This window comes from Aquirufa regiilacus, from assembly GCF_032470275.1.
GTDB lineage: Bacteria > Bacteroidota > Bacteroidia > Cytophagales > Spirosomataceae > Aquirufa > Aquirufa regiilacus.
The window spans coordinates 148,318-167,108 of sequence record NZ_JAVNWW010000001.1 but is presented as its reverse complement, the minus strand read 5'-3'; the positions used below and the strand labels follow the sequence as shown (position 1 = coordinate 167,108).

Annotated in this window: 13 protein-coding genes; 9 read left to right on the top strand and 4 right to left on the bottom strand. The window is 44.7% G+C overall.

Features of this window, described 5'->3' with window-relative positions:
- The first annotated feature begins 179 nt into the window (after positions 1-179).
- The gene (gloA2, locus tag PQG45_RS00715; RefSeq protein ID WP_316070455.1) at positions 180-563 is read left to right on the top strand and encodes an SMU1112c/YaeR family gloxylase I-like metalloprotein; all 384 of its coding nucleotides are present in this window, start codon (positions 180-182) and stop codon (positions 561-563) included.
- Complete coding sequence (locus PQG45_RS00710) at positions 560-2,707, top strand: DUF4954 family protein (RefSeq protein ID WP_316070088.1); 2,148 nt, start codon at positions 560-562, stop codon at positions 2,705-2,707. The genes gloA2 and PQG45_RS00710 overlap by 4 nt, the downstream gene beginning before the upstream one ends.
- 262 nt (positions 2,708-2,969) lie before the next feature.
- On the opposite strand, the gene PQG45_RS00705 is transcribed toward PQG45_RS00710, so the two are convergent.
- The gene (locus tag PQG45_RS00705) at positions 2,970-4,568 is read right to left on the bottom strand and encodes a M28 family peptidase (protein ID WP_316070087.1); all 1,599 of its coding nucleotides are present in this window, start codon (positions 4,566-4,568) and stop codon (positions 2,970-2,972) included.
- Positions 4,569-4,673: 105 nt separating this feature from the next.
- On the opposite strand from PQG45_RS00705, the gene gcvP reads away from it, so the two are divergent.
- The 4 genes from gcvP (at position 4,674) to rocD (ending at position 12,701) form a co-directional block, all read left to right on the top strand.
- Positions 4,674-7,553 (top strand): aminomethyl-transferring glycine dehydrogenase, encoded by a 2,880-nt coding sequence (gcvP, locus tag PQG45_RS00700; protein ID WP_316070086.1) that lies wholly within the window; start codon positions 4,674-4,676, stop codon positions 7,551-7,553.
- A gap of 174 nt (positions 7,554-7,727) precedes the next feature.
- Positions 7,728-10,130, top strand: a complete 2,403-nt coding sequence (locus PQG45_RS00695) for a 3-hydroxyacyl-CoA dehydrogenase/enoyl-CoA hydratase family protein (RefSeq protein WP_316070085.1) — start codon at positions 7,728-7,730, stop codon at positions 10,128-10,130.
- A 2-nt stretch (positions 10,131-10,132) separates the two neighbouring features.
- A complete protein-coding gene (locus tag PQG45_RS00690) occupies positions 10,133-11,308 on the top strand; it encodes an acetyl-CoA C-acyltransferase (RefSeq protein WP_316070084.1) in 1,176 nt (391 codons plus the stop codon).
- A 175-nt stretch (positions 11,309-11,483) separates the two neighbouring features.
- A complete protein-coding gene (gene rocD / locus PQG45_RS00685) occupies positions 11,484-12,701 on the top strand; it encodes an ornithine--oxo-acid transaminase (RefSeq protein WP_316070083.1) in 1,218 nt (405 codons plus the stop codon).
- Here rocD and ygiD read toward each other — a convergent pair.
- The gene (gene ygiD / locus PQG45_RS00680; RefSeq protein WP_316070082.1) at positions 12,698-13,507 is read right to left on the bottom strand and encodes a 4,5-DOPA-extradiol-dioxygenase; all 810 of its coding nucleotides are present in this window, start codon (positions 13,505-13,507) and stop codon (positions 12,698-12,700) included. The two genes, rocD and ygiD, sit on opposite strands and share 4 nt — an antisense overlap.
- A 2-nt stretch (positions 13,508-13,509) precedes the next feature.
- The gene (gene rho, locus PQG45_RS00675) at positions 13,510-15,033 is read right to left on the bottom strand and encodes a transcription termination factor Rho (protein WP_316070081.1); all 1,524 of its coding nucleotides are present in this window, start codon (positions 15,031-15,033) and stop codon (positions 13,510-13,512) included.
- Positions 15,034-15,320: 287 nt separating this feature from the next.
- On the opposite strand from rho, the gene PQG45_RS00670 reads away from it, so the two are divergent.
- The 3 genes from PQG45_RS00670 to bioA are packed head-to-tail and all read left to right on the top strand — an operon-like array spanning position 15,321 to position 18,346.
- Complete coding sequence (locus tag PQG45_RS00670) at positions 15,321-16,475, top strand: aminotransferase class I/II-fold pyridoxal phosphate-dependent enzyme (RefSeq protein WP_316070080.1); 1,155 nt, start codon at positions 15,321-15,323, stop codon at positions 16,473-16,475.
- Positions 16,468-17,073, top strand: a complete 606-nt coding sequence (gene bioD / locus PQG45_RS00665) for a dethiobiotin synthase (protein ID WP_316070079.1) — start codon at positions 16,468-16,470, stop codon at positions 17,071-17,073. The genes PQG45_RS00670 and bioD overlap by 8 nt, the downstream gene beginning before the upstream one ends.
- Complete coding sequence (gene bioA / locus PQG45_RS00660) at positions 17,051-18,346, top strand: adenosylmethionine--8-amino-7-oxononanoate transaminase (RefSeq protein WP_316070078.1); 1,296 nt, start codon at positions 17,051-17,053, stop codon at positions 18,344-18,346. The genes bioD and bioA overlap by 23 nt, the downstream gene beginning before the upstream one ends.
- Here bioA and PQG45_RS00655 read toward each other — a convergent pair.
- Positions 18,335-18,766 carry a nuclear transport factor 2 family protein gene (locus PQG45_RS00655; RefSeq protein WP_316070077.1) on the bottom strand — a complete coding sequence of 144 codons (432 nt, stop codon included), beginning with the start codon at positions 18,764-18,766 and terminating at the stop codon, positions 18,335-18,337. The two genes, bioA and PQG45_RS00655, sit on opposite strands and share 12 nt — an antisense overlap.
- Positions 18,767-18,791: the final 25 nt, after the last annotated feature.

The window sequence follows — 18,791 nt, the reverse complement described above, 5'->3', positions numbered from 1 at the left end:
GCCCCAGGTTTTAACCTGGGGTTTAGGATATACCCCAGGCTGCCTCTGGGCTAGAGCCCAAGATTATCACAATGCTGATAATTTCTCTCCACGAGTCCAATACCTCTTGCATATCCACTCCCACAACCCTAGCTTTGCCAAACCTTGGAGGATTGGCAAAGCTGAAGGGGGAAAAAAACATGATAACAGGAATTCACCACATCGCGATTATCTGCTCAAACTACGAAGTATCCAAATACTTCTATACCGAAAAACTAGGTTTCAAAATCATACGTGAAGTCTACCGTGAAGCGCGCGATTCCTACAAATTAGACCTGGAAGTCAATGGCTTATATCAAATTGAGCTCTTCTCCTTTCCAAATCCTCCGGCCAGAACTTCAAGACCAGAAGCTTCAGGATTACGCCATTTGTCATTTTCAGTAGACGATTTGGATGCGATGGTCGAAGTGCTAAATCGGCAAAATATTACATCTGAACCGATCCGAATCGATGAATTTACAGGAAAACGATTTACTTTTATAGCAGATCCCGACGATCTACCCATTGAATTTTACGAGAAATGAATCGAATTGATAAGAAACCCCTTGCGGATTTAGGTTATGGCTTTGTTACCGCCGACTACCTGCAAACGGGTTCGAATGAATACCTATACCGCAATGCTAGCATCCAACAAACTGATTATCGCCAACTAACAGCGCGTGAAATTAGCATCATGGAGGCCAACTTAAATGAGGCTGAAAACTGGAAAGACATTTGGGTGAAAGAGGGTTTTAATCCTTATCTCGTAAAAAACTGCCGCTTTTTCGGGTTGATTCGAATTGGGATGTTGGAGTCATGCTACCTCGAATTTAAGAACCTACGCATGCCGGTTGGGATTTATAATTCCACCATCATATCAAGCGATTTTGGCGATAACGTAGCCATCGATCGTGTGAATCTCCTCTCCCATTTTCAGATTGGCAATGAAGTCATGATTCTTCAAGTCAACGAATTAGCGACGACCCCTACAGCCAAATTTGGTAATGGTATCGTCAAAGACGGAGAAGCAGAGCGCATCCGTATTTGGCTCGAATTAGGCAACGAGAACGGCGGTCGGAAGGTTATCCCATTCATCGGGATGCGTCCCGCAGATGCTTTTTTGTGGACACAGGATCGCGATGACCAAGCCTTGCAAGCGGGTTATTTCAACCTGACCCAACAAGAATTTTCGACACACCGAGGCTATTATGGTCAAATTGGAGATCGTACCGTCATCAAAAATACGGGCATCATCAAAGATGTCAACATGGGTTCGGACACCTATATTAAGGGGGCGAATAAACTCAAGAATTTAACCATCATTTCCTATCCGCACGCCTCCACGCAAATCGGGGAAGGCTGTGAAATCGTCAATGGAATTATCCATGAAGGTTGTCGGATATTTTATGGTGTCAAAGCTGTGCGTTTCATTTTAGCGGCACATAGTCAATTGAAATATGGAGCGCGTTTGATCAACTCCTTTTTGGGTAGTAATTCGACCATTTCGTGCTGTGAAGTATTGAATGCGTTGATTTTTCCTGCGCATGAACAACATCATAACAATTCCTTTTTATGTGCAGCCATCATCCATGGGCAAAGTAACATGGCAGCGGGTGCGACGCTTGGCTCAAATCATAATTCAAGAGGTGCAGATGGAGAATTACAAGCAGGAAGAGGTTTTTGGCCAGGATTGTCCGTTGCGTTAAAACACAATTCCAAATTCGCTGCCTTCAACTTGATTTCCAAAGGCAATTATCCCGCTGAAATTCACAATCCAATCCCCTTCTCTTTATTGGGCAACGATGACGCATCGGGCGGATTATTGATTATCGCGGGTTATTGGTTCCAATACAATATGTATGCCATCGCGCGAAACGCCTGGAAATTTGCGGCGCGCGATCAGCGCGTCGAGAAAAATATGTTATTGGAATTCGACTATTTGGCACCAGATACCGTCAGCGAAATCTTGCATGCGCGCGAATTATTTTGCCAATGGGTCGGCGATGCGCTCGAAAAAGACGCAGCAGCGGGTAAAGCCTGGTTGGAAAATCCAGCAAACGCCCAAGAAAACTTAGCTGTTTGGGCAACGGGAATTGAGAACTCGAAACGCAAGACTCGGGTAGCAAAAATTCACCGTGCCTATCAAATATTTGGTGACTTATTGCAATACCATGCCGCGAAAGAATGGGTAGCGACATGCCAACGAAATCCCGATCAAAAGCCCATGTACTTGCTAAACAAAACCTTAGCAAATGCCACAGCGATTCAAACTTGGGATAATCTAGGAGGTCAATTAATTCCTTCGGGAGCAGTTGCAGACCTGAAAAACAAGATCAAATCAGGCGGGATTAAAACGTGGTCGGAAGTCCATGCATTCTACGAAAAACAAGCCGCTTTATATCCGGATCAAAAATTCGAAAATGCGCTTAACGGCTTATTAAAAGTGAATCCTAAGGCCATCGAAAACATTTCAGCTTGGTTAGCCAATGCGGTGGATACATCCCGCTTCTTAACGGAGGGCATCGAAAAGTCCCGTGCCAAAGATTACCAAGATCCTTTCCGCTTAGCGATGTTTGGCAATGCCAAAGAACTCGAAGCCGTGATTGGAGATTTAGATGATAACGAATTCATTCAACAGTCGAAGGTGAATCAACGGGTTTTTGAGGAGAAAATTCAAGGGCTGCTATAGCTCCTTTGGCAATCCTTACAGGTTTGCCAAAGGTGAAGACGCGTTTCGCGTCGATTCCCTAGGCTAAAGCCTAGGGTTAAAGACATCATTTATAACCCCAGGTTTTAACCTGAGGATCAGGGTCGTACATTTCAGCCTGCGGCTCTTCCTTAGGCTAAAGCCTAGGGCTATTTATAACCCCAGACTTTAGTCTGGGGATTCCCAAGCATCGCCTGGGGCCCTCTAACGTCCAACGTCTAATGTCCAAAGACTAACGTCTTATTTACGGCTTATTCGAATCCACCTTCAATCGCTCCTCACGATTCGAAATCTCCCAAGCCATGTAGAAGACCAAGCGGCCAACTTTCTGAACTTGATCAAATTCGATTTTTTCTACATCATCGCCCGGTTGGTGATAATCATCGTGCACCCCATTGAAGAAGAATGCTACCGGAATACCGTGTTTGGCAAAATTATAGTGGTCGGAACGGTAATAGAAACGGTTTGGATCATTCGGGTCATTGAAACGAAAATCCAATTCCAAACCTACGTGTTTCTTATTTTGATCAACTAAAATCTCGCGCAAAGACGATGATAATTTATCTGAACCAATCTCATAAATATAATCCGGCTTGCCCATGTGCTCCTCATCGTAGCGACCTGTCATGTCCGTATTTAAATCACAAACGGTATTCGCCAAAGGAAACAAAGGATGATTTGAATACCACTCAGAACCTAATAAGCCTTTTTCTTCACCCGTTACCGTCATAAATAAAATGCTCCGACGAGGTCTTTTACCTTCCGCAGCAGCTTGACCGAACGCCTCCGCTAACTCCATCACCGTTACCGTACCCGAACCGTCATCGTTCGCTCCGTTGTTAATCTTGCCATCAAATGAAATACCAATGTGATCGTAATGTGCTGTCAAAATCACCACTTCATCTTTCTTATCCGTACCCTCTAAATAACCCACAACATTGTAGGTATCCACCGGTTTCTCCGTACGTTCGATTGTCAAGGTAATCGGTAAGGCTTTAAATTTAGCAGGTACCGATTTTTTCGCAGCAGCTACCGAAGCTTTATAGGCCAACAAATCTGCCTCCGTGGTACCTAAAATTTCTGCTGCCATGGCAGAAGAAATCGTTAATACAGGTGCTTCATTCGGCGAAGCAGCGACATCAGCAAAAACCATACGCTCATTCCCAAAACGCTGCATCATGACCTGACGCTGACGCAATTGGTTACCAAAGTCTTTCTCCGATTTATCTGAAATCAAAATCAAACCCTTCGCTCCCAAAGCTTGCGAACGCTTTAATTTCTCTTTCCAGCCATCGCCTTTTCCAAAAACCGAAGGATCTTTGGTACCTGATAACACATAATTTCCTTGCGCATCTTTCGCTTCTCCTTCGAACGCCAAAACATATTTTCCCTTAGCGGATAATTTATCGTAATCCGCAAATCCAGCTTGTTGGACCCCGTATCCCGCAAACACGACTGGCAACTTCGAATTAGCTGCCACAGGAACCAAGGCATTCGCCATGAAATGGCCTAAATACTCATACGCCTTTCCCTTGATGGATAAAGCAACTTTCGACCAAGAACGATTGACTAAATCGACTTTTTGGAAATAAGATCCATTCACAGGGGCTAAACCTGATTTCTTAAAATGATCTGCGATGTAATTAGCCGCCACTTTTTGTTCCACAGAACCCGTATTTCGGCCTTTCAAGCTATCAGAAGCAATAAAAGTGAGGTGTTTTTTCAAATCTTCCGCCTTTATCGTGTAAGCATACGGAACCGGATTTGCTTGAGCGAAAGCGCCCAATGAAATTAAATTAGCGAACAGAACGAGCGCTAAAGGATAGTTTGTTGATTTTTTCATTGATTAAAACAAATTTAAAGAAAGCGAAGTTAAGGAATCAAAAATAAATCGCTAAAAAAAGCTTACTTTTGTGGCGATTTTTCAATCCAAATTTACAGGTATTCTATGACCCCAAATTTCAAATATCGGGAAGATTTCTCCTTGCGTCACAACAATGTGGAACCTGCCGACGTATCCGCCATGTTGAAGGAAATCGGCGTTGCTGATTTAAATACACTCATCAATCAAACTGTACCCGAAAAAATTCGTTTGGCACAAGGCCTTCGCCTGCCTGCTCCGAAAACAGAATTTGAATTCCTTCGTGATTTCAAACAAGTAATGGGCCAAAACAAAATCTTCAAAAGCCATATTGGCTTAGGGTATTTTGATACGTTCACGCCAACCGTGATTTTACGTAACATTTTGGAAAATCCATCTTGGTACACGGCCTACACGCCATATCAAGCGGAAATCGCACAAGGTCGTTTGGAAATGTTGTTGAATTACCAAACCATGGTCATCGACCTAACAGGCATGGAATTAGCAAATGCATCCCTGTTAGATGAGGGAACGGCAGCGGCTGAGGCTATGACGATGTTATACGGCCAGCGCCCCGCTGAACGCGCAAATGCAGAAACCCTTTTCGTATCATCGCTTTGCCTGCCTCAAACCATCGATTTATTGATGACGCGTGCAGAACCGATCGGCATCGAAATCGAAGTAGGTGATCATACGAAAATCGACCTGACAAATCCTAAATATTACGGAATTGTTTTACAATACCCGGCAGCCAATGGCGAGGTATTTGATTACGCAGCCTTTGTTGCTTCCGCGAAAGAGCAAAACTTACAAATCGTTGTCGCAGCGGATTTATTAGCCTTGACTTTATTAACGCCTCCAGGTGAATGGGGAGCAGATGTTGTTATAGGAAGTTCACAACGTTTCGGCGTACCGATGGGATTTGGTGGACCGCATGCTGCCTTCTTCGCAACGAAAGAAAAATACAAGCGTAGCATCCCAGGTCGTATCATCGGTGTATCCGTAGATTCGGAAGGAAATCGTGCGCTTCGCATGGCACTTCAAACACGTGAACAACACATTCGTCGCGAGAAAGCAACTTCAAATATCTGTACAGCTCAAGTATTGCTATCTATTATGGCAGCAGCTTATTCAATCTACCACGGCCCCGAAGGCTTGAAGAAAATCGCTTCTCGCGTTTACGGCTTGACAGAATTGTTGGCCGCTGGATTGAAAAAACTTGGCTATAGCTTAGAAAACACGCAGCACTTTGACACTTTAACGGTAATCACGGGTTCTCAAACAGAAGAAATTCGTGAATACGCCGAGGAGTCGGAGCGCAATTTTAGATACTACAAAAACGATGCTAACAAGTTAAGCATCGCCTTAGACGAGACAACATCGGAAGATGATGTGATTGAGATTTTGGCATTCTTCCAAAGAGCTCAGGGCCAACGAATCTTAGGAGATGAGTTGACTGTCGCATGGAACATTCCAGCGTCGTTAACACGTACCTCATCATTCATGTCGCATGACGTATTCAATCGTTATCATTCTGAGCACGGCATGTTGCGTTATTTGAAATCGTTGGAATCCAAAGATTTATCCATGGTTCACTCGATGATATCCTTGGGATCATGTACGATGAAATTGAATGCAACAACGGAAATGATTCCGGTGACATGGCCTGAATTAGGCAAAATGCATCCGTTTGCCCCGGCGTTTCAGACACGTGGGTACCAACAAATGATTACCGAATTAAGTGCATGGTTATGTGAAATCACCGGTTTTGCGGCGATGTCTATGCAACCGAATTCAGGTGCCCAAGGTGAATATGCCGGCTTGATGGTGATTCGTGCTTACCATGCTTCCCGTGGCGATTCACACCGCAACATCGCATTGATACCTTCATCTGCACACGGCACCAATCCAGCATCGGCTGTTATGGCAGGCATGAAAGTGATTGTGACTCCATGTGATGAAAATGGAAATATCGATGTGGATGCATTACGAGCCAAAGCTGAAGAGCACAAAGATGATTTGGCATGTTTAATGGTCACCTACCCAAGTACACATGGCGTTTTCGAGGAGAGCATCATTGATATATGCGCCATGATTCATGAATTTGGTGGACAAGTGTACATGGATGGTGCGAATATGAATGCGCAGGTGGGATTAACTTCGCCGGCACGCATTGGCGCCGACGTTTGTCACTTGAACTTGCACAAGACCTTCTGTATTCCACACGGAGGTGGTGGCCCAGGCATGGGACCTATCGGTGTGGCACCACAATTGGTTCCATTCTTACCTGGTCACGTGATTACGGATTCGGTTGAAGCACCCGCACACGGAGCCGTTTCAGCTGCACCCGTTGGATCCGCTTCGATCTTAGCAATCTCTTACGCTTACATCGCGATGATGGGTGGAGAAGGCTTAACGATGGCTACTAAAACAGCTATCCTAAATGCGAACTACATCAAAGCGCGATTGGAAAAAGAATTCCCAATCTTGTACACGGGTTCGCAAGGACGTTGTGCGCACGAAATGATTGTAGATTGCCGTCCGTTCAAAATCTCCGCTGCCGTAGAAGCAGAAGATATCGCGAAACGCTTGATGGACTACGGATTCCACGCACCTACCCTTTCTTTCCCGGTCGCTGGAACCTTGATGATCGAGCCGACGGAATCGGAGAGCAAGGAAGAATTAGATCGTTTCTGCGACGCCCTATTGAGCATTCGTGCAGAGATTCGTGCGATTGAAGAAGGCCGCGTAGAGAAAACAAATAACTTGTTGAAGAACGCACCACACACACAAAGTCGTGTGTTGGTTGCCGACTGGGATAAAGCCTACACACGTGAAGAAGCGGTATTCCCACTTCCTTATGTGAGAGCCAATAAATTCTGGCCAGCTGTATCGCGTATTGACTCAGCATTTGGTGACCGTAACTTGGTTTGCGCATGTGAACCCACTTCGAGTTACGCATCATAAAATCAATTCCTTGATTATTTTAATCCCCCTGGCGAACCCAGGGGGATTTTTACTGATATTTTATTTAGTATGCTTGCATAACATTTTGTTTTTTCTTTATATTTACTGCGTTAGACCCAAGCGATGTTTGAGAACTCGCTAACCGGGCCTAATAAACACCTCAAAATTATTAACATGAATCGTTCCATTAAACGCGTAGCCATCCTTGGCTCTGGAATTATGGGCTCTCGCATCGCCTGTCATTTCGCAAACATTGGCGTTCAGGTATTGCTTTTGGACATCGCTCCCAAAGAACTGAATGCAGAGGAACAGGCAAAAGGCTTAAGCCTGGAGCATCCATCCGTAAAAAATCGGATTGTAAATACGGCATTTCAACAAACTATACAGGCAAAGCCCGCATCGCTTTACAGCAGCGGCTTTGCTAAAAACATCAAACTGGGCAACTTCGATGATAATTTACCAGAGATTGCGCAGGCCGACTGGATCATGGAGGTCGTCGTGGAAAATCTAGCGATTAAAAAATCACTTTACGACCGCGTCGAGCAATTCCGTAAACCCGGCACCTTAATTACTTCGAACACATCCGGCATCCCGATTCATTTAATGGCCGAGGGTCGTTCGGAGGATTTCCAAAATCATTTTTGCGGCACGCACTTTTTCAATCCGCCTAGGTATTTGCGCTTGTTGGAGATTATCCCAACCGCCAAAACCGATCCTAAAATCATTGAATTTCTCTTACAATTCGGCGAGACACAATTGGGTAAAACGACTGTATTGTGTAAAGACACCCCTGCTTTCATCGCTAACCGCATCGGTGTTTATTCGATGATGCAAACCATGAAGGTTGTGGAAGAATTGGGCTTGACGGTGGAGCAAGTTGACAAGTTGACCTCGAAAGTCGTAGGCCGACCGAAATCCGGGACCTTCCGTTTATCCGATGTCGTGGGTTTAGATACGACAATACACGTAGCGAATAATTTGAAGCAAGCATTGACAAACGATGAAAGCATTTCGATTTTCGAATTGCCCAACATGCTTCAAAAATTAATGGAGAATAAATGGCTCGGCGATAAAACCGGCCAAGGATTTTACAAGAAAACCAAAGAAGGAGGCAAGACCGTTATTTTAAGTCTTGACTTACAAACATTCGAATATCGTCCGTCACAAAAGGTTTCATTTGAAACTTTGGAACGTACGAAAGCCATCGACAAACTAGCGGATCGCTTCGCGGTTTTATTAGCAGGAAAAGATTTGGCAGGAGAATTTTACCGCAAAACCATCCTAGATGGTTTCCGTTATGCCTCGCTTCGCGTGCCCGAAATTGCAGATGATTTTGTCAAAATAGACCAAGCCATCTGCGCAGGATTCGGTTGGGAAATGGGCATTTTCGAAACCTGGGACGCCATCGGCGTGCAAGCGGGAATCGAGCTCATGGCCGCAGAAGGACTTCAGCCTGCAGCCTGGGTAACTGATATGGTCAAGTCGGGGAATTCCACTTTCTATCGCGTAGAAAACGGCGAACGTCAATATTATGACATTCATACGAAAAAATACCTACGCATTCCGGGTGCTGAAAAGCAGATCAATCTGCAAATATTAAAACCAACGAAAACCATATACAAAAACGACGATGCGAGCATCATCGATATTGGCGATGGCATCATCAACTTGGAGTTCCATTCGAAGATGAATACGATGGGCCAAGGGGTTTTAGAGGGCATCCAAAAAGCGATTGATCTTGCAGAGAAAGATTACCGTGGATTGGTGATCGGAAATGAAGGCGTGGAGGCGTTCTCAGCTGGGGCAAATTTGGGGATGTTGTTTATGTATGCGGCCCAACAAGAATTTGATGAAGTCAATCAGATGATTGCCATCTTCCAAAAAACCATGATGCGCGTGCGTTACTCGTCCATTCCGGTGGTTGTTGCTCCGCATACACTTGCGTTAGGCGGAGGAACAGAAATCAATCTACATGCGGATAAAATTGTCGCACATGCGGAATTATACATGGGATTGGTGGAAGTGGGCGTAGGCTTAATTCCAGCTGGTGGTGGAACCAAAGAAATGGCTTTACGGATGGGCGATGCCCGTCGGAAAGGCGATGTCGAGCTCAACCGTTTGCAAGAAGCCTTCATGAACATTGCCACAGCACGCGTGAGTACTTCGGCGTATGAAGCTTTAGAAATGAACTACTTGCGTAAAGAAGATCGCATAGTATTGAATCGCAGCCAATTGATTTCGGAAGCGAAAAAAGAAGCGATTGCTTTGGCAGAAGCAGGCTATGTGCAGCAGCAGCCTCGCAGTGATGTTTGGGTAGAAGGAAAACAAGGTTTGGCTTTATTCAAAGCAGGAATTCAAGGCATGTTGATGGGTAAATACATCTCCGAGCACGATGCCTTAATTGCAAATAAATTAGCTTATGCCATCTGTGGTGGCGATTTAGATGCGCCACAATTAGTTACCGAAGAATACTTACTCGACTTAGAGCGCGAAGCATTCTTATCGCTATCCGGCGAACGCAAAACATTGGAACGAATCAGTAGCTTATTAAATGGAGGTAAACCTTTAAGAAATTAATCATGAACGCATATATCATAGCAGGTTACCGCACGGCGGTGGCAAAAGCAAACAAAGGTGGATTTAGAACCATGCGACCAGATGATTTGGCGGCAGAGGTGATCAAACATTTAATGGCGCAAGTTCCTTCGGTGGACCCGGTGCTCGTGGAAGATTTAATCGTGGGTAACGCGATTCCGGAAGCCGAGCAAGGCATGCAGATGGCACGTTATATTTCGCTATTGTCTTTACCAAAAAGCGTACCTGGATTTATCATCAACCGCTATTGTGGATCAGGATTAGAAGCCATCGCTTTGGCGTCATCCAAAATCGCCGCGGGCATCGCGGATTGCATCATTGCCGGTGGAACTGAATCCATGAGCATGTTGCCGATGATGGGCCACAAAACCGTTTTGAATTACAACATCGCTTCCGAACATCCCGATTACTACATCGGTATGGGCTTAACGGCTGAAGAGGTGGCAAAAAAATATGAAATTACACGCGATGAGCAAGATGCGTTCGCATTGGCATCTCACCAAAAGGCCTTAGCTGCGCAAGCTGCAGGTCATTTCGATGCTTCAATCGTGCCGATCAACGTATCTGAAAATTATTTCGATGCGGCTTCAGGCAAAAAGAAAACAAGAACATGGACGGTTTCAAAAGACGAAGGTCCGCGTGCCGATACGACGATAGAGGCCTTGGGTAAATTAAAACCCGTGTTTGCGATGGGTGGATCGGTAACCGCAGGAAATGCCTCCCAGACATCTGATGGAGCAGCTTTTGTTTTAGTCGTTTCCGAAGCATTTGTGAAACAACATAAATTAGAGCCAATCGCACGTATGGTGACTTATGCGACAGCCGGTGTAGAGCCAAGTTTAATGGGAATCGGACCCGTGGAAGCGATTCCATTAGCTTTGAAAAAAGCGGGATTGAAACTAAATGATATCCACCAAATCGAATTGAATGAGGCTTTTGCAGCTCAATCTTTAGCGGTCATCAAGACCTTGGGAATTGATCCTAGCATTGTGAATGTCAACGGAGGTGCGATTGCTTTGGGACATCCACTAGGATGTTCAGGCGCTAAATTATCCATTCAGCTCTTTGATGAAATGAAACGCCGTGACCAGAAATACGGCATGGTAACCGCCTGTGTGGGTGGAGGCCAAGGCGTTGCGGGGATTTACGAGCGACTTTAAGCCCCTAGGCTGAAGCCTAGGGATATCAAATATTTATAACCCCAGACTTTAGTCTGGAAAACTTCAACAAAATATTTATAACCCCAGACTTTAGTCTGGGGAACTTCAGACTTCGGTCAGGAACTCATCAACAAAATCTTTTTAGCCCCAGACTTTAGTCTGGGGATTTTCAAGCATGACATCAACCGATTACATCCGCCTAGAATCTGAATACGGTGCCCATAATTATCATCCCATTCCCGTCGTCCTAAATAAGGGCCTCGGTGTACATGTTTGGGATGTTGAAGGGAAAAAATACTTCGATTTTTTATCTGCCTATAGCGCTGTCAATCAAGGGCATTGTCACCCCCGATTAATTCAAGCGATTACAGATCAGGCCCAAAAACTCACCCTGAGTTCGCGTGCCTTTCACAATGACCAATTGGGGATTACCGAGAAAAAGCTCGCAGAAAAATTTGGCTATGAGAAGGTGCTATTAATGAATACGGGCGTTGAAGCCGGAGAATCAGCCATCAAATTAGCCCGTAAATGGGGGTATGAAGTAAAAGGAATTCCAACTAATCAAGCCCAAATCATCGTGGCAGAAGGAAATTTTTGGGGCAGAACCATCGCGGCAATTTCGTCCTCTACGGACCCAAGTAGCTATCATAATTTCGGGCCTTTTGCACCTGGATTCATCAAAATTCCCTACAATAACTTAGCTGCTTTAGAGGAAAAATTGCAAGATCCAAACGTGGCCGCCTACATGGTTGAGCCCATCCAAGGCGAAGCCGGGGTGATGCTACCCGATCCCGGTTACTTAAAAAAAGCCGCGGACCTTTGCAAAAAACACCGCGTATTATTCATTGCCGATGAAATTCAAACAGGCCTCGGTCGGACCGGCGCATGGCTTGCCTGCCACCACGAATTCGTGCATCCCGATATTCTTTTATTAGGAAAAGCATTATCCGGAGGATTCATGCCTGTTTCAGCCGTCTTGTGCAGCGACGAAATCATGTTGACCATCAAACCGGGTGAACATGGATCGACCTTTGGCGGAAATCCATTGGCCTGCGCCGTAGCAAACGTAGCCATTGACATTTTAGCAGATGAAGATTTAATTGAAAATGCCGAAAAACGTGGCAATCAATTGATGAAATTCTTACGAACCTTACAAGCCAAAACAGCCTTAATTCGCGAAGTGCGCGGCAAAGGTTTATTGTGTGCGATTGAAATCAATACCGAAGAAGATAGTCCTGTCGCTTGGGAAATTTGCATGGATTTCATGCGCGCAGGCCTGTTGGCAAAACCTACACACGGAAACAAAATCCGATTAGCACCACCTTTGACCATTACGAAAACCGAAATGGATCAAGCCTGTGAGATCATCGAGAAGGTTTTCTTTGGCTATTAGCGAACCTCGAAACAACGCATCGATATTCCTCCATATACGAGTTGCTCATATGTCGTATAGACTTGTTCGTCTTTTCGGGCCAGCGCTAAACTGTACAACAAAGGAATGTAATGATCCGGCGTAGGAACAGCATAGCGCCCACCGGGTGCACGTTCATAATCGAGTAGTCCCTCAACGTTCTTATCGGCAATCAATTCCGCCGACCACACATCAAATTCCTTCGCCCAATCGTAGCCAAAGTTCTCTTGACCCGAGCTTAAATTGGGTATACTGGCCTGTAAATTGTGCACAATATTGCCACTTCCTAGGATCAAAACACCTTTTTCACGTAAAAACTGTAGTTCTCGTGCGAGCGAAATATGGTATGCTAAGGGCCGGGAATAGTCGATCGACAATTCGAAACAGGGAATGTTATGTTGGGGAAATAAATGACATAAAACCGTCCAAGCACCATGATCCAAACCCCATTCGGTGGTAGGCTCAATCGCCTGCACTTGATCTGCCAACGCCGACGCAAAAAAAGGGCTGCCCAGCGATGGATATTGAAATTGATGCAATTCGCGCGGGAATCCGCCAAAATCATGAATCGTTTCGGGATTGGATGAGGCTTGTACGAAAGAGCCTCCACGAGTCAACCAATGCGCTGAAACCACCAAAACAGCTTGTGGCGGGGCGATAGAGGCACCCAATTGGTTCAAAGATTGCGTAAATGGATTGTCCATTAACGCATTCATCGGACTGCCATGCCCGATAAACCAAACGGGCTGACGATCCGATGAACGTAATTCAATGGGTAAAATCGACATAATTAGCGATTCATAGATACTAAGAACTCTTCGTTATTACGTGTACCTTTCATTTGCTGTTGCAAGAATTCCATGGCCTCTACCGAGTTCATGTCCGACATGTGCTTGCGCAAAATCCAAACGCGTTGCAATACCGCAGGATCCATCAATAGATCCTCGCGACGCGTACCTGAAGCGGTTACATCAATCGAAGGATAAATACGGCGATTGGCCAATTTACGATCCAATTGTAATTCCATGTTACCAGTACCTTTGAATTCCTCAAAGATTACCTCATCCATTTTCGAACCGGTTTCAATCAAGGCTGTTGCAATGATGGTCAATGAACCACCATTTTCCACATTACGTGCCGCACCAAAGAAACGTTTTGGTTTGTGTAAGGCATTCGCATCCACACCCCCAGATAAAATCTTACCTGAAGAAGGAACAACGGTATTGTAAGCACGCGCTAAACGCGTGATTGAATCTAATAAAATCACGACATCGTGACCACATTCCACCATGCGTTTTGCTTTCTCCAAAACCAAGTTAGCCACTTTCACGTGACGCTCTGCTTGCTCATCAAACGTAGATGAAATCACCTCAGCACGAACCGAACGCTGCATATCCGTTACCTCCTCAGGACGCTCATCGATCAATAAAATAATCAAATAAACCTCTGGGTGATTACGCGAAATTGCATTAGCAATGTCCTTTAATAAAACCGTTTTACCCGTTTTCGGTTGGGCCACGATCATTCCACGCTGTCCTTTACCGATCGGAGCAAACAAGTCCAAAATACGCGTCGAATAATTATCAGGCGTCGAAGACAAGTTTAATTTTTCCTCGGGGAACAAAGGCGTTAAGTATTCGAAATTGATCCGATCGCGAATCTCATCCGTTGTTTTTCCATTCACAGATTCCACTTTCAACAAAGCGAAATACTTCTCCCCTTCTTTCGGTGGACGAATCTTTCCTAAAATCGTATCCCCTGTTTTCAAACCAAACATTTTGATTTGAGATGGTGACACATAAATATCATCCGGTGATGCCAAATAGTTGTAATCCGATGAACGCATGAAACCGTAACCGCCTTCTTGCATGATTTCCAAAACCCCTTCATTATCAATTAAACCATCCAATTCTTTGATGACTTGATTGTAATTATTACGGTGCTGACGATGTTGATGTTGAGGCTGTTGCGCCGGCGCATCTTCCTTCGGCAGGGTATTTAAATCAACGGGAGCATCCGTAGGTGAAACTTTATCAGCCGCCAGTGGAGCATCGCTTGTCACAAAAGAAGTATCAACTTCTTCCGGTTCGATGATGCCTTCTACTTCAATGGGAGCCTCCTCCGCTTGATTTGACTTTCCTTTACGAGGACGCACATTGCGTGCAGGCTTCGCAGAAGGTGTTTCTTCAGACACTTCGGGAGTTGATTCGACAACAGGAGCCTCTCCCATCGGTAATAATGGGGCTTGTTCTTCTGATGTTTTTTGAATTCGTTGACGCTTAGGACGGTTAGATGAATCGGATTTATTATCCATAAAAGGGAAATAAGTTGATATTTTTTTGATGAAACAAAGCCCAAAATTTAATAAAATTGCTCTTTAAAACATGAAGCACAATCCTTTGGATGAGCAGCACAACAGAGAAAACTTGGGTGATTTGTTAACAGAAACGTTTACGACATTGAAACGTTGTGCAATACTACGTTAGAGTTATCGAATTGTCAAGCATTATTTCCTGTTTTTACTGCAATTAATCGATAAACGCATTTTTTCAAAACATTCCTGTCGGAATTGCCCCTTGTTTCGTAGTTTTACGCACAATTATGTCAAACACGAACCCAGCTAATAACCGCCTGATCAATGCCTTAAGCGAACGAAAATCCGCCGGGCTCTTGCGTGCTTTGGTCTCCGTGGATCAGTTGGCCGATTTCTGTTCCAATGACTATTTAGGTCTTGCCAAAAACCGGGAATTAGCAAAACAAATATTCGAGGACATTCAGATTTGGCTAAGCGCACAGGACCAAAATTCCCCTATTAATGGCTCGACGGGTTCCCGATTAATTTCAGGGAATCATTCCTATATGGAGGATTTTGAAAGCAAATGTGCGGCCTTGCATCAAGCACCGGCAGCCTTGCTTTTTAGCTCAGGCTTTGAGGCAAATTTGGGGCTAATCGCTTCCTTGACACAAAAAGAACATGTTATTTTCTGCGATAAATTATTGCATGCGAGTTTAATTGATGGCCTCCGTTTATCACCCGCGGAAAGACGGATATTCAAACACAATGACCTGACAGATTTGGTCCACTTATTGGAGCAATATCCGCTAGAAACCATTAAATGGGTGGTGGTTGAATCCATCTATTCCATGGATGGCGATGTAGCTCCGCTACAAGAATTAGTAGCGCTAAAAGCTACATACAACTTTGAATTAATCGTAGACGAGGCCCATGCGGGAGGCGTTTATGGCCCCAATGGCGCAGGATTATGCGTGGAATTAGGAATCCAAGATTCCATTTTTGCCCGTGTAATCACATTCGGTAAGGCCTGGGGAAACGCAGGTGCGGTGGTACTCGGTTCAGAAGAGCTTCGTACTTACCTCATTAATTTTGCGAGACCCTTCATTTATTCAACGGCCCCTACCCCACATCATGTCTTGAGCCTACACACGGCAATGAGCTTTGTGGCCAAAGCCGATGCAGAACGCATTTCGTTGCTAGCCAATATTCATCACTTTAGAAGCCTACAAACAGCTGCTGAATGGGGAGACAGCCAAACAGCGATTCAAACTTTTTTTGTCACAGGAAACGAGGAAGTACGTGCCAAAGCTGCTAAGGCGCAAGCTGCAGGATTTGCCGTGAAACCGATCGTTTTCCCGACTGTACCCAAAGGAAAAGAACGCATTCGAATTACCCTGACAGCATCTACTTCACAAGAAGCAATGCAGCGACTCATACATACCCTTGAATCTAATGCCTAAGCAATACATCATCGCCGGAATCGGCACCGAGATTGGGAAAACAGTTTGCTCGGCCATCGTCACCAAAGCCTTGCAAGCGGATTATTGGAAACCTGTACAAGCAGGTAATCTGACCGATGGAGATGCGTATTGGGTCCAACAATGGGTTCCGGGTACGCATGTGTTTGATTCAACATATATGCTAACAAACCCACTTTCTCCGCATACAGCTGCGGAAATGGATGGCATTCGGATAGTTTTAGATGCATTTCATTTACCCGATACCCAACAAAATTTGATAGTTGAATTAGCGGGAGGAATCATGGTTCCCTTGAACGAGCACCAAACCAACCTAGATCTCATACAGCATTTGGGCTTGCCTGTGATTTTGGTCAGTAAGAACTATTTGGGAAGTATCAATCATACCTTGATGACCTTCGAAATATTGAAATCCCGAAACATTTCCATGGCAGGAATTATTTTCAATGGCCCAACAAATTCATCCGGGGAAGCGTTTATATTGAAACATACGGAACTTCCGGTTTTATTACGTGTCAACGAAGAAAAAGAAATAAACCCTAGCATCATTGCGCATTATGCCGAATCATTCCAACGCTAATTTATCCCAACGTGATGCTGCTGTCGTTTGGCATCCATTCACGCAACATCAAATCGAACCCATTTCGATTCCGATCACGCACGGGAAAGGCGTCTATTTATATGATGCTGATGGCAAACAATACATCGATGCCATATCTTCCTGGTGGGTAAATATCCATGGACATGGACATCCGTATTTGGCACAAAAAATATATGAGCAGGCCCTAAAAATAGAGCAGGTTATTTTTGCCGGCTTCACGCACGAACCGGCGATTCAATTATCCGAGCGTTTACTTGGACACTTACCTGCCAATTTTCAGAAAGTATTCTTCTCCGACAATGGCAGTACCGCCGTGGAAGTAGGCATCAAAATGGCCCTACAGTTTTTTCACAATCAAGGCCAAACGCAAAAGCGCAAAATCATTGCCTTTGAAGATGCATACCATGGGGACACCTTTGGCGCGATGAGTCTCGGTGCGCCAAGTGCCTTCAATGCGCCCTTTCAGGACATGTTATTCGAGGTGGAGTTCCTTCCGAGTCCTAGCGATGCGGATGCTTGCATTGCCGCGATGCGCGAAAAAATGAATCACGCGGATGAATATGCAGCTTTCATTTTTGAGCCTTTGATTCAAGGGGCTGGCGGCATGAAAATGTATGCACCGGAAACCTTGGATTCCTTGATTGCACTCGCGCATGAAAATCAACTCTTATGCATTGCCGATGAAATCATGACCGGTTTCGGAAGAACTGGAAAATGGTTCGCGATGGACTATTTGACTCATAAACCTGATATCGCTTGTTTTTCCAAAGGTTTGACCGGCGGAATGATGGCCATGGGAATTACCACATGTTCGAATGCCCTATTTGACGCATTTTTATCCGATGACCGCAAGAAAACCTTGTTTCATAGCCATTCATTCACCGCAAATCCAATGGCCTGTGCGGCAGCGCTTGCCAGCATGGATTTAATGGAAAAACAAGAAACCTGGGATAACATCTCGCGGGTAGAGGCAAGTCATCAGGCATGGAAAAACAAAAATCAAGACCATGGTATCATCAAACAAATTCGAATCCAAGGAACCATCATCGCATTTGAACTTGCCGTAGGGGAATCCAATGGATATATGCATTCCATTCGGGATCGTGCCTATCAGTATTTCATAAAAAAAGGGATCCTCATGAGACCCCTCGGTAATACCTTATATATCCTTGCCCCTTACTGCATAAGTAACGAACAACTTGCGTTGATTTATTCGGAAATCGAAAATTTTGTGGCTGAATTAGTTGGCTAATTTCGTCGACTGCCAAGAAACCATTTGCCAGCGTCCCGACTCGAATACAAAAACATCTGTAAAGCGTAGTTTAAGCGGCGTTGCCTTTCCCTCCGCATTGATGTTCATAATGTTGACAATTCCCGTGTTAATCCCTGTTTTGCCGTAAACGCGCGTCAACAACTCAACAACTTCGATGGATTGGTAATTTGATTTTCCTGAAAAGATCGAAGCGATATAAGAATCTTTATTGTCGGAAGCACCACTCGAGTGAAAATAGGTCAAATCATTGTGTAATACCGCCTCAAGACCTGCGCGATCTTTCGCAACCATCACATTAAAACGTGCCATTTCAGCACCTTTTAAGGATTCTACACTCGGTTTTTGTGCGAAAACTTGGAAAGTTAATAATGCCAAAAAGCCAATTAATGCATTTTTCATAGTTTCATTTTTTTCTAAAATACAC